The sequence below is a fragment of the Sulfuricurvum sp. genome, from assembly GCF_028710345.1.
GTDB lineage: Bacteria > Campylobacterota > Campylobacteria > Campylobacterales > Sulfurimonadaceae > Sulfuricurvum.
The window spans coordinates 70,568-83,781 of record NZ_JAQTUH010000002.1 but is presented as its reverse complement, the minus strand read 5'-3'; the positions used below and the strand labels follow the sequence as shown (position 1 = coordinate 83,781).

General features: G+C 41.3%; 11 protein-coding genes. 4 read left to right on the top strand and 7 right to left on the bottom strand.

Annotated features, from left to right (window positions below; translation table 11 throughout):
* Positions 1-30: 30 nt before the first annotated feature.
* The 6 genes from PHC76_RS02960 to pyrH are packed head-to-tail and all read right to left on the bottom strand — an operon-like array spanning position 31 to position 7,059.
* Positions 31-1,614, bottom strand: a complete 1,584-nt coding sequence (locus PHC76_RS02960; protein ID WP_299971525.1) for an N-acetylmuramoyl-L-alanine amidase — start codon at positions 1,612-1,614, stop codon at positions 31-33.
* A 6-nt stretch (positions 1,615-1,620) separates the two neighbouring features.
* Entirely contained in the window at positions 1,621-2,712 is a 1,092-nt protein-coding gene (locus PHC76_RS02955) for a nitronate monooxygenase (RefSeq protein WP_299971522.1), read from the bottom strand.
* Complete coding sequence (gene tyrS, locus PHC76_RS02950; RefSeq protein WP_299971519.1) at positions 2,712-3,923, bottom strand: tyrosine--tRNA ligase; 1,212 nt, start codon at positions 3,921-3,923, stop codon at positions 2,712-2,714. The genes PHC76_RS02955 and tyrS overlap by 1 nt, the downstream gene beginning before the upstream one ends.
* Before the next feature lie 3 nt (positions 3,924-3,926).
* On the bottom strand, positions 3,927-6,092 hold the full coding sequence (locus PHC76_RS02945) for a RelA/SpoT family protein (RefSeq protein ID WP_299971516.1): 2,166 nt from the start codon (positions 6,090-6,092) through the stop codon (positions 3,927-3,929).
* A 20-nt stretch (positions 6,093-6,112) separates the two neighbouring features.
* Positions 6,113-6,328: a DNA-directed RNA polymerase subunit omega gene (locus PHC76_RS02940; RefSeq protein WP_299971601.1), complete on the bottom strand. Its 216-nt coding sequence runs from the start codon at positions 6,326-6,328 to the stop codon at positions 6,113-6,115.
* Between the two features lie 20 nt (positions 6,329-6,348).
* Positions 6,349-7,059, bottom strand: a complete 711-nt coding sequence (gene pyrH, locus PHC76_RS02935; RefSeq protein WP_299971513.1) for a UMP kinase — start codon at positions 7,057-7,059, stop codon at positions 6,349-6,351.
* Between the two features lie 94 nt (positions 7,060-7,153).
* Here pyrH and PHC76_RS02930 point away from each other — a divergent pair, with 94 nt between their 5' ends.
* Together PHC76_RS02930 and PHC76_RS02925 are read left to right on the top strand one after the other, a co-directional pair.
* A complete protein-coding gene (locus tag PHC76_RS02930) occupies positions 7,154-8,479 on the top strand; it encodes a hypothetical protein (RefSeq protein WP_299971510.1) in 1,326 nt (441 codons plus the stop codon).
* A 2-nt stretch (positions 8,480-8,481) separates the two neighbouring features.
* On the top strand, positions 8,482-9,579 hold the full coding sequence (locus PHC76_RS02925; protein ID WP_299971507.1) for a trypsin-like peptidase domain-containing protein: 1,098 nt from the start codon (positions 8,482-8,484) through the stop codon (positions 9,577-9,579).
* Here PHC76_RS02925 and PHC76_RS02920 read toward each other — a convergent pair.
* Positions 9,542-10,162 (bottom strand): DUF502 domain-containing protein, encoded by a 621-nt coding sequence (locus PHC76_RS02920; RefSeq protein ID WP_299971504.1) that lies wholly within the window; start codon positions 10,160-10,162, stop codon positions 9,542-9,544. The two genes, PHC76_RS02925 and PHC76_RS02920, sit on opposite strands and share 38 nt — an antisense overlap.
* A gap of 86 nt (positions 10,163-10,248) precedes the next feature.
* Here PHC76_RS02920 and PHC76_RS02915 point away from each other — a divergent pair, with 86 nt between their 5' ends.
* Both PHC76_RS02915 and PHC76_RS02910 read left to right on the top strand, forming a co-directional pair.
* Positions 10,249-12,204 (top strand): M3 family metallopeptidase, encoded by a 1,956-nt coding sequence (locus PHC76_RS02915; RefSeq protein WP_299971502.1) that lies wholly within the window; start codon positions 10,249-10,251, stop codon positions 12,202-12,204.
* A gap of 50 nt (positions 12,205-12,254) precedes the next feature.
* Positions 12,255-13,208: an endonuclease/exonuclease/phosphatase family protein gene (locus tag PHC76_RS02910; RefSeq protein ID WP_299971499.1), complete on the top strand. Its 954-nt coding sequence runs from the start codon at positions 12,255-12,257 to the stop codon at positions 13,206-13,208.
* Positions 13,209-13,214: the final 6 nt, after the last annotated feature.

Here is a 13,214-nt window from a genome sequence, read left to right as displayed (position 1 = left end):
ATTCTCCTTTTAGTAGGCTAATGAAGTGGGTTAAGGGTTATTTGCAAAATAGTGTTTAATACCATCTACCATCCCCTCAACCATCCATTTTTGATATTTTGGATCAGCAATACGTGCAGATTCGTCCGGATTACTGATATAGCCTGTTTCTAACAAAATAGCGGGCATCTGCGCACCGACCAATACCCAAAACGGTGCTTCTCGTACACTGTTATCTTTAACATTCGGATATTGTTTTCGTAAATTATTCAATACCCCTTTTTGAATATCGATAGCAAGTTTATTGGAAGCAATTATTTTTTCCGTATTAAGAACACTTAAAAAACTGAGTTTTCCATACGCCCCCATCTCACCCATATCTTCTGAGTTTTCCAATGCTGCTACCCTCATAGCACGTTCGCTTCGTCCCGGCGAGAGAAAATAGGTTTCTATCCCATATGCTGTGTTTGCATCAGCTCCCTTAGGGATGGCATTAGCATGAATGGATAAAAAAAGATCTGCTGATTTATCATTCGCAAAATGGGTACGATCTTTAAGCTCGATAAAAATATCAGTAGAGCGTGTCATATAGACGGTATACCCTAATGTTCGAAGTTGATCGGCAAGCTCTAAACCGATTTTTAAAACGATTTCCTTTTCCATATAGCCATTACCAATTGCACCACTATCTTTTCCACCGTGCCCAGGATCAATCACAATCACTTTTTTACTTCGATCACGAGGGGTAATACTTTGCATAGGAGGAAGAGCAATAATCGGAGGGGGATCTTTTACAATCGGGGGTTGAATTACTGCCGGTGTTACGGCTGGAGAAGGAGTTGTTAGTGTCCCTTTTTGAAATGAAAAATCTACATATATTGATGTCCCTTTATACACCGGCTTAAGGGCAATAGCTTCGTTATTTTCTATCACAATTCGGAGAGTTTTTGCATCGTATTGTGCTAGTCGTATTTTTTGAAGTTTATCTTGCTCCAAAACTTTTGTTCCAGAAATTGTGGTTTGTTCAATGTCGATAATATAACGGAAACGCTGCTTATCGGCTTCAATAATCTTAGAGAGTTGTACCTCTTTTGAATCAATCGCTGTATCAAAAAGCAATTCAATCCTATTATCTTTCCATTTTACATCCAATAGACGGTGAGACTTACCTAAATCATTAGTAAACTTTGGAATTTCAATTTGCTGCTTTAACTGTTCTGATGAGGGAGTTAAAAAATTAGTAGAGACATTAGTAGCTACTGATGGTGCTTTGAGATACTCCTTTGGGAATACAAGCGGTTTTTGATTCTCTTGTGCAATTACAGGTGGAGCAATTTCAACAGGCTTTACTATCTCTTGTGGGGCGAGTTTTGAAAGTTCTGTTTTGTATCGAGTAACATCAATCTTTAAAATCTCCCCCCCTTTTATAATCCCCTCTAATGTCTCTTTCGTCATAGCACTATTTTTAGTAGATAGGGATTTAGTATAGAGAGTTTTAAACTCATTATAACCACGAAACTGCTCTATCTCATCACTACTATTTAATGCTTTTTGTGCGCTCTCTAAACGTTCACTATCAGTAGCTCCCAACAATAACGAAACACATACAATAAGTGAAAGAAAAAAGCGGATCATAATTGATTATTCGCCTTCTGTTAATTTCGCCATCAACTCTTTGACGGAAATAATTTTATCAATACGGTAACCGTTACTTCCAGAGAAGAAAAGTCCCAATTCTAAATTACCCAAATAAGCATCACTAAGACGATCAGCAATACAAAATCCTACCTCTTTGGCTTCTACTCCACGATGACACGGTGCAACACAATTAGAAATACATTTTATAGCCGGTCCACTTCGTGTATCAATTAGATTACGAAGGTTAGTCCGTACACCGCGCGCAGGATACCCAACAGGCGATTTCATCAACGTAATATCTTTCTCCTGCGCATCTAGGAGAACCTGTTTAAAATTATCATGGGCATCACATTCATGTGTCCCGATAAAACGGGTACCCATCTGTACTCCGGAAGCCCCGAGTGCGATCATTTTGTCAATGTCATTTTTATCCCAGACCCCGCCGGCAGCAATTACAGGGATATTCCCCCACAAAGCCGCCTCTTCGACAACCGGAGCTACCAAATTTTCAAGTTGGAACTCTTCCATAGCACATTGCTCATAGGTAAACCCTTGGTGTCCTCCACTAAGCGGCCCTTCAAGTATGACCGCATCCGGTAAGCGGTTATACCGTTTCTGCCAACGTTTGCAGATAATAGATAATGCTTTAGGCGAAGAGACGATAGGGACTAACGCAACATCGGGATAATCTGCCGTAAATTCAGGCATATTGGTTGGTAGTCCTGCACCTGTAATAATAATATTAGCACCTGCTTCACACGCATCGGTAACCACACGACCATAATCATTAATCGCATAAAGTACATTACATGCAAGCGGTGCATCACCACAGATTTTTCGAGCATTCTCAAAAATAGCTATTAGCCCTTTTTTGGAATAAAAGTTATCAGCTTCCAATGGACGCCCTGCCACCAATTTATCTGAATGCGATTTATCCTCATAATACCCAGTTCCTACAGAACTGATGACCCCTAAACCACCCTCTAACGATACCGTACCTGCTAATCTATCCCAACTGATTCCGACACCCATACCACCTTGAACAATAGGGACGGGAATGGTATATTTACCGATTTGAAGTGATTGTAAACTCATTAGGACACCTTTATTCTGGCAAATTTTCGTTTGCCGATTTGCATAACATACTCGCCAGCTTCTAATTGTAACTGCTCATCATCTATTTTAGCTTGATTAATTTTAACAGAGCCTTGCTTAATCTCCCGTCGTGCTTGGGACGTTGATGGAGAAAGTGCACATTCTACAAGAACTTTTGCAACCCAAACAGGTCCTTCAAAACTAAATTCATCCATCTCTGTTGGAATTTCACTTTGCGCATGAACTCTTTGGAATTCATCAGCCGCATTTTGCGCTTCTAATTGTGTATGAAAACGGGCCGTAATCTCTAATGCCAACGCCTCTTTCACTTTTTTAGGATGAAGAGAACCATTTTCTACACCGATTCTTAGTCCATCGATTTCATCTAATGTAAGTGCACTTAAAAGCTCATAGTAGCGCCACATCAACGTATCACTAACGCTCAAAATTTTACCGTACATATCGTTGGGGGCATCCGCAACGGCGATATAGTTGCCTAAGCTTTTGGACATCTTTTGGACACCGTCAAGCCCCTCTAAGATAGGCATCATCAATACTGCTTGCTCTTTTCCTACTTCATACGAGCGTTGCAAATGTCGTCCCATCAACAAATTAAATTTTTGATCGGTTCCCCCGATTTCAATATCACTTTTAAGATGAACACTGTCATATCCCTGAAGAAGCGGGTATAAAAATTCGCTGATAGAGATGGAAATACCTGCTTTGTGACGTTTATCAAAATCATCCCGTTCCAACATACGGGCAACATTAAACGTCGTTGTAAGTTCCAACATTCCAGCCGCACCCAAGGGATTAATCCACTCAGAGTTAAAAACCACCGTGGTTTTTTCAGGATCAAGGATTTTGAATACTTGCGTTTTATAACTCACCGCATTCTCCTCTATCTGCGCAGGGAGAAGTTTTTTACGGGTTTCACTTTTTCCAGTAGGATCACCGATTTGTGCGGTAAAATCGCCAATCAAAAACTGTACACGACCACCGTATTTTTGAAAGATTGCCAATTTTTGGAGCAACACCGTATGCCCTAAGTGCAAATCAGGTGCCGTAGGATCAAATCCTGCTTTAACAGTATAGGTCTCCCCTTTGTCAAAATAGTTTTTGAGTAATACTTCCATCCGTGCTTCATCAATAATTTCAGCCGTACCGCGTCTAATTTCACGGAGTGCTTCAGTAATTTTGTTTTGATTCATTGTTTATCCTTGGCTTCGGTACGCATCATCGGTCCGAAAAAATTGTATTATTTTCCCTTTTTTATCCAGCTTAGAGCGCAAGCGGTTAAGATCACGCTCCAACGTTTGAAACTCCATCTCACAATATTGGGTATGCTCTGATTTTGCTTTACCCAGTTCAATACTCTCAATATCGCACCCCATTTTTGCCATATAGGTAAGTAACTCTGCAAGAGAGCCTTTGGCATTTGCCATACTAATAATAAGATGGTAACGGCTAAGGTGTTCCCGCTTCCATTGCACAAATAGCATCGGTTGGTGCGCATCAATCATCCCACTGGCATAACGACACATTTTATGATGGACATGTGCTTTATTATCTTGTAAAAAGGCAACAATCTCATCTCCCGATTTCGGATGACAACAATAATCAAATACCGAATCCGAAATCGTTTGGTTGGAGAGTATTTCTATCGAATTAAAAAGATAGGGTTTTAATTTAAAGCGATCCCGTGTCCAAAAAGCACCGAAACGGCTGTTTTCCTGCATCGCCTCTTTAATACGGTTTAATACCTCTTTTAGAAAATCGAGCTCACGCGGAATCCGATGCCATTGTTCAGAAAGTTCCACTTTTTCTAACACTTCAGCTACTTTATCCGGAGGCAATCGAAGGATAGTGGAAAGGATATTTACCCCACTATCATGGTCTACAGAGCGGATACGTTGGTTACAGTTAGAGCGCATGCTCGATTTTGCTCTTGATGTTTTAACTGCATCGACCCATGTACATCGTGTAATTTTTTTCCCATCAGGTGCGGTAATAATACGAACAACATCACCGTTGTGCAATTCAGATAAAAGACTCGCTTTCTCTTTATTAACTAAACACCCCTCAGCCATATCTCCCACTGCGGTGTGAACGGCATAAGCAAAATCGAGTGCAACCGCTCCACGCGGTAACGTAAATGCTTTACCTTTAGGAGAGAAAACCGAAATATCATCACTGTAAAGATCATTTTTAATAAGTTCGTAAAAAGCCTCTACCGATTCGTTTTGGTACTGAAGATTATGAAGCCAATCAAGGTTGATTGCATTATTTCCGCCACTTTTGTACTTCCAATGAGCCGCAACCCCAAGCTCTGCCGTTGCATGCATCTCATAAGTGCGTATTTGAACCTCAAAAATAGCACTCTCATCAAAAACAGTAGTATGGAGGGTTTGGTATCCATTCTCTTTTGGGATGGCGATATAGTCTTTAAAGCGTGCACTAAGCGGCTGAAAATGCAAATGTACCATGCCAAAAACTTTGTAGCAATCAATCGAATCTTTTACCAAAATACGGACGGCTAAAAGATCAAGAATCTCATCGATACTAATCCCTTTACGTTGCATTTTAAGATAAATAGAGTAATGATGTTTTACCCGACTCAATATCTCAAAATCCTCTTGACACATCCCGTTAGATAACAAGATTTGGGTTAACTTCTCACAAAAATCATCGAGTCGTTCATTGATTGAACGAAAATTCTCTTCCAAATAACTCTCAATCGCATGTTTATCATCAACAAAAAGATATTGAAAACTTAAATCTTCGAGTAGGTTTTTTAGAAAAGAGATCCCAAGACGATGGGCGATAGGGGCATATACGACCAGTGTCTCTTCAGCAATTCGATGTTGTTTATACGGTTGCAATGCATCCAACGTCAACATATTGTGTAATCGGTCGCACAGTTTTACCACTAATACCCGAACATCTTCGATAGAGGCAAGGAGCATTTTGCGAAAAGTAAGTGCAGAGACAACCAGTTTTTGATCCGAATGAGACGGGATAAGCTCTGCATCACGAATCGTATCGATTTTCGTCAACCCCTCTACCAAATGGGCGACATCTGGACCATAATCAAATCCTATCTCATCAATCGTAATCACCGTATCTTCAACAACATCATGGAGCAATGCCGCAATTACCATCGCTTCATCACCGGTTAGACCTGCTACGATACTCGCGACCAAAATAGGATGGACGATATAGGGTTCACCGCTTTTTCGAAGCTGGTTTGCATGAGCATCCGATGCTAAATTGAGAGATTGTTCTAAAAGGGGGGAAAAGGGGATTTGCGCACGAAGATACGTCACCGCACCTTCAACATCATTGATACTCTGAATAGTTTTAATATCGATTTGATTCAACGATGCAGCTTTAAAAAAAATTACGCTTTATTAACAAAGCCTTTGATAGTAACATGCCCCTCAGCAATTTCCATCAAAGCAATATCAGCATGTTTCATTTTTTTTGTATCAACATTAAGTTTTGTTGATGCACCGTTTAAAAGCTCTTCTGAGCGCTTTGCTACCGCTAATGCCAATTGATAACGATCAATATTGGCAGTTTCTAACGCTTTTGCTGTTAATTGTTCAAGTCTCATCATTCTATTTCCTTTGTGGTTTATTTAACGATTGAGCAAGTATCCAAGTTCCCTTGGATGATGCTGAGTAGATTACCCGGAGTGAACATATCACACACGATAATCGGCAATTTATTCTCTTTGGCTAATGCGATTGAGGTATCGTCCATTACTTTGATATGATCTTGGAGCGCCTCTTCATATCCTAGAGACGGAAGCTTAATGGCATCGGCAAACTTTTTAGGGTCTTTATTATACACACCATCAACTTTGGTCGCTTTAATAATAACTTCCGCACCGATCTCTACCGCACGAAGCGTTGCCGCCGTGTCGGTCGTAAAAAACGGATTCCCTGTCCCTGCGGCGAAAATCACAACGCGCCCTTTTTCTAAATGACGCATTGCACGACGGACGATAAAAGCTTCTGCAATTTGCTCCATCTTAATGGCACTTTGAACACGAACTAAAATACCTTCGTGTTCACACGCTTCTTGTACGGCAATCGAGTTAATCACCGTTCCAAGCATCCCCATATAATCACCTGAAGTGCGACGGATAATTCCATCCGCAGCAGCGGTAACACCTCGGATAATGTTACCGGCACCGATAACAATTCCCACTTCGATCCCTGCATCTACGAGGGTTTTAATCTCTGTTGCGATAAATTTTAGGATTTTTGTATCGATACCATAACCGTTTTCACCAGCCAAAGCCTCACCTGAGAACTTTACCAATACACGTTTGTAACCCATACAACCCCCTTTACGTAATTAATCGGATTATACTTTATTGTCGCTTTAAGGTTGCTTTGATTACACTTTAGCCATAGATAAAGGGAGCTAAAAAGTGGATATAAATTTTTTCAAACAGCTTTGGCGCCATTTTATACCTCAAAAAAATCCTCCGATTATTCACTACGGAAGAGGTATCCATGCTCTTCCAAATCCCGATGAGCAAAAACTCTTTGAAGCATCCGCTGAAGCATTTGGAAACCATGAAGTTCTCCGTGGATACCACTTTTTTCTCGAATCGATTCAACATCATGGCAATACCCACCATCTGATACTAAAACCACATGAAAAAAGCATTTCTTTTACCCTCCAACAAGGGATGGCAATCCTACAAGCAGAGGTGAGCGAGGAGCGTTTTTACGCATCTGCAAAAATTGCCCATGCCTCTAAAATACCGGTTGCCATGAAACGACGGTTATTGGAACGTAATTTTCAACTTACCTACGCCCATTTTTCCCAAAAAGAGAACCATATCATTTTAAGCATTGAGTTACACAACACCACAATCACCCCTCAAAAAATCTTTTTTCCCCTCCGTGAGCTTGCCCTTAATGCCGATTTTGAAAAAGATTTTATTGCCAGCGAATTCGATGAATCGGCACTGCTTGAAATAGATCATATCCACCCTATTAATCACGAACGGCTTCGCCACCTCTATACGACTATGCTCTCTTGGATTGCCCAAACAAAAGAGAGTTTGGTTGGCTTGTTATCCAATGACAATAACGGAATGGCATCGTTTAGCTATCTTGCACTCTTGCTCCAAATTGATTATCTCCTCACCCCTCATAAAAAAATGGCAAAAGAGATTAATGAGAAAATCAACGGCTATTTTATCGATGATGAAAAACTCACGACCGATAAGAACAGTGATTTGGAGAGCTATTTGGATGAGCTTTCACAGATGAGTTTTGAGGACTTTTCAACCCAATTTTACACAGCCCCAACAACATTTTCACCTTACGATCAGGCGATGCATGATGATATCGCTACGTTTATCGATGAATCGTTAGCAAAAGTTCGTTGGTATAAAAACAACCATGTCAGTTACGTTATCCCGACGATTTATCGTTATATTGCCCTCTATGTTTTGTTTAATTACGGTCTCCACCCTTCACTTCGCGTCCTCTTTCACCTCCATGTTCAAATCTATGCGTCCGATTTTTTTGCCGATGAGGGGGAAGAGCGATTGTATACTCCATCAACAAAATCGTTTAACATTCAGCGAATCAGTGAATTGATAGCCTCAGCGATAGAGCCCTATACCCACCGATATAAAAATCTGCAAAATTTTGCAAAAGAGCTAAATTACACCGATTTAGACCATTTTAGCCAAAGCTTCTATCTTCAAATCAAAAATCTCGATTATCAGGAGCTTTGAGTATGAAACAATTGACCCAAGAGACACTCGAAACCTCAATCGAAAGTATCGTCCAAATCATGACCCCTTATGGGACAGGAAGTGGGTTTATAATCGGTGATTTAATTGTTACGAACTCCCATGTTGTAGGAGGGCTTAAAGAGGTGACTATTAGCACCAAAACGCTCCCTAGAACGATAGGTGAGGTTATTTACGATGATGCGGGATACGATTTGGCATTTATCGCGTCCCCCTCCCCTATCCATCCCAATCAACCGCTCCGTCTTTGCACAGAGACGATTAATGATGGGGATACTGTTGTCGCTATCGGACACCCTTACGGTCTCAATTATTCAACCACCGAGGGGATTATCTCCAAAGCAATACGGGTACAAGGAGAAGCCGAATACATCCAATTCGATGCCGCCATCAATCCCGGTAATAGCGGGGGTCCTCTATTTAACGAAGCTGGAGAGGTGATCGGAGTCAATACCTTTATCATCCAAAATTCCAATAATCTAGGATTTGCCCTCCCCTATTATCTCCTCCAAGAGGCATTGGAGAATTTCTTAGCTCTGAATCAAACCAATATTATCCGTTGCGTATCGTGTAAAAATTTGATTCAAGAATCGAATATTGCAAATGATTACTGCCCCAAGTGCGGTATCAAACTCGATGTTGCCAAACGTCGTCGTGAAGGGTACAAACCCTCTGGTGCAGTAGCCCTCATCGAAAAAATTATCAATAAATTAGGGGTCAACGTCACCTTGTCTCGACGATCTCAACGAAGCTGGCGATTTGATGGACAAAATACACGTATTGAAGTCAATTATTATGATAACGGAGTCGTTATCGCCGATGCGGCACTGTGTCGGATTCCCCAAGAGAATATTGAACTGCTTTATGATTTTTTACTCTCAGAAAATGAGCGTTTAGAAGATTTACAACTCTCTATCGATCAAAATACCGTCTATCTCTCGTATGTGATTATCGATACCTCTCTCACCCAAGAGTACGGAGAACGAGCATTTACCGCCCTTTATACCCAAGCACCTCTCTATCAAAAAAATCTGATTGAGAATTTTAAAGCCCCTGAACCGAAGTTTGATGAGTTTGAATAAGTTGTGAGACTTTCTCTTTTTGAGGAAAATCTGCCCCCATACTGATAATAAAGGAGGATGCTTCTTGAAGGGTAAGGGTTGTTTTTTTAATCATCTTTTCATCGACCAATACCGTATAACCGCTCGTAGGGTTCGGAGAGGTAGGGATAAATAAGACACAAATATTTTCATGATGGTTTAGCAAATAAGCGGGAACCCACACGTTTTCTTTGGGATATTCGACGAGAACTACCTCTTTTTTCGAATTTTCATCCCCCCCTGAAAACATCGCCGCCATTTTTTTCGAAATCGAATAGACAGAGCGGACGGCGGGAATTTTTTCAAAAGTGTTGTCGATAGCGGAGACAAAAATAGATCGACCGTATTTTTCTATCGAGTACCCAAGAACTGCAAAAACAACAATAACTCCAATCATCAAAAAGATTGTCACTCCGAACGAATTGGTAAAATCATGCAAAGAGAGATAGGCACTAACCCCCAAATTTTTTAGATAATTAACAACAATCAATACCAAGATTAAAGGGAAAAGAGATAAAGCCCCTACAAAAATATAGCGAAATAATAATTTGGCTTTTGAGCCCATAAACTTCCTTTTACTTTCAAATTGCAATATTATAGAATAGTTTTTGAAACTCTTTACTACAATAACACACTTTTTTAGGAGAAACCATGCACCCTTTTATCGACTTTACCCTTAACTTAGAGATTTTTATCAATGATTTAAACACTTTGATTACCAAAAATCACGTCACCATTGAGAAATTACTTACTATTGAGACTAAAACGTATCTCAATTTTGTCCGTCCGTTTGATCTGATGGAAGACGAGATGGAACTTTTGTTTACCCCACTTTCTCATATCAATGCGGTTAATAACTCCGAAGCTTCCCAAAAAGTATACGCGGAAGCGCTCCCTATTTTGACCGATTATTCCACCTTTGTCGGGCAAAATCTCGCCATTTACGATGCGTTTAAAGAGATTAAATCTAATGAATATGAATCACTAAACATCGAACAACGCAAAATTGTCGATCTCAATATCCTCCATTTTGAACTCGCGGGTGCCCATTTGGATGAGAAGAGCAAAGAGCGTTTAGCCCAAATCAATAACCGTAAAAGTACCCTCTCGAATGATTTTTCCCAAAACGTCCTCGATGCGACCAATGCGTATGAAAAGATTATCACCGATCCGCGCGATATCGAGGGGATAGGGGAGAGTGATCTCGAAGAGGCACGTTTTGAAGAAGAGGGGGTCACAAAATACCGTTTCACTCTCCAAATGCCCTCCTATATCGCCTACATGACTTATGGACCAAACCGCACCATCCGCGAAGAGCTGTACCGTGCTTATACAACACGCGCTCCCCAAAACGGTGCAATCATCGATGAACTCATGTCTCTACGTCAAGAGATGGCGCAACTCCTCGGATTTGATAATTACGCACACTACTCGTTGGCATCGAAAATGGCACCTGATACCCAAAGCGTCTTAAAATTTTTAAATGAACTTATCGACACCTCCCACGCACAAGCCTCGCGTGAAATTGACGAACTGCGTACCATTGCCCCCAACATCGATCTCCAAAGCTACGATACCGCCTACTACGGTGAGATTCTCAAAAAAGCTCAATATGACATCGATGAAGAGGAGTATCGCCCCTATTTTGAACAACACAGTGTTCTGAATGGGATGTTTACCTTTTTAGAAAAAATGTTCAAAATCCGTTTTGTTAAAGTTGATGCTCCACTATGGGATGAAAAAGCACGTATGTACGACGTATACGATAACGACGTACTTCGTGCACGTATCTATTTTGATCTCGAAGCACGTAAAAACAAGCGAGGTGGAGCATGGATGCACAATTTTCAAACCCACCACGAAGATTGCGAGGGGTCTACCCATCTCGCCAGTGCGTTTGTCGTGTGTAACTTCCCACCCTCATCCGACACCTCCCCATCCCTCTTACGTCACGATGATGTCGTCACCCTCTTTCATGAGATGGGGCATACCCTCCATCATGTTCTCAGTCTCACTCGTGAGCATGGGGTAAGCGGTGTAAATGGTGTCGAGTGGGATGCGGTAGAGTTCCCATCCCAATTTTTAGAAAATTTTGCCTATGAACCTAAAGTTCTCAAACTTTTTGCCAAACATTATCAATCAAATGAAGTGCTCAGTGATGAGATGATTGCCAAACTTATCCGTGCCAAGAATTTTCAAAGCGCCCTCTTTATGCTCCGCCAACTCGAATTCTCCCTCTTTGATTTTGAGCTCCATTCGAAACTCTACCAAGGAGATGCTATTCAACACCTCCTCGACTCTATCCGAGAGAGAACAACCTTTATCAAACCGCCATCGTATAACAAATTTCAAAACGGATTTTCCCACATCTTTAGCGGAGGATACAGTGCGGGGTATTACAGCTACAAATGGGCAGAAGTCCTCAGTGCAGATGCCTATTACGCTATCGTCGATGAGGGGATTTTTGATTCCGAACTGGCACAAAAATACAAAGAGATTGTATTAGCCAAAGGGGGATCGCAAAGTATGCAGGAACTTTTTCACGAGATGATGGGACGAGAGTGTGAAACGGCACATCTACTACGACTTAACGGCATTCATGGATGAAACTCATCTGGCTATTAGTATTCCTACTAACACTAACCCAAGGAGCCGACGTGAAAATAGCCTCATACAATGTTGAAAACCTCTTTGATATGAACGACGACGGTAGTGAATACGAAGAGTACATCCCCAACACCGCGTGGGGATGGACAAGCGATATGTATCGGATAAAACTGAGCCATACCGCGACCGTCATCCGAGATATCGGTGCCGACATCATCGGTTTACAAGAGATTGAATCCGAAATAGCCCTCAAAGATCTCAAAGCGGAAATTAACCGTCAAGGGCTCTATTACCCCTATTACGCATTTGCCAAAACACGCAATTCAGCGGTAAACGTAGCACTCCTCAGCCGTTACCCAATCCAAAGCGCCCTCAAACACCCCGTCAATTACAGCGGTAAATACCGCGATATTCTCGAAGCCAAAATAAACATCAACGGAAAAACAGTACACATGTTCGTCAATCACTGGAAATCCAAAAGTGGACCCGAAAGTGAACGATTAGCCTGTGCAAAACGGCTTCTTCTACGACTTAAAGAGCTACCTCACAATGAACCCTTTGTCCTTCTTGGCGATTTTAACTCCCACTATGAAGAGTATAAAACCTTTTTAAAAAGCCGTAAACTCAACAATACCGAGGGGATTACCGGAATCAACCATATCCTCCACACCATCGATGATGATAATAATCCTATCACCTACGAAACATTGCAAAAATCTACCGACACTCTCTACAACCTTTGGTACGACCTTACGGAAGAAAAACGGTGGAGTCATCTCTTTAGGGGAAAAGGGGAAGCTCTCGATAACATCATCATCCCCCACGCATTAGCTGATGGTCAGGGGATAGAATACATACGGGGGAGTTTTGAACGCTTTGATCCGGACTATCTCTTTGATAAAGGGAAGCCTTACCGCTGGAAATCGAGCCGAAACTACCCGAAACATCATTTAGGAGAGGGGTATTCCGATCACTTACCGATTTATGCTTTGTTTCGAATATAGAATATT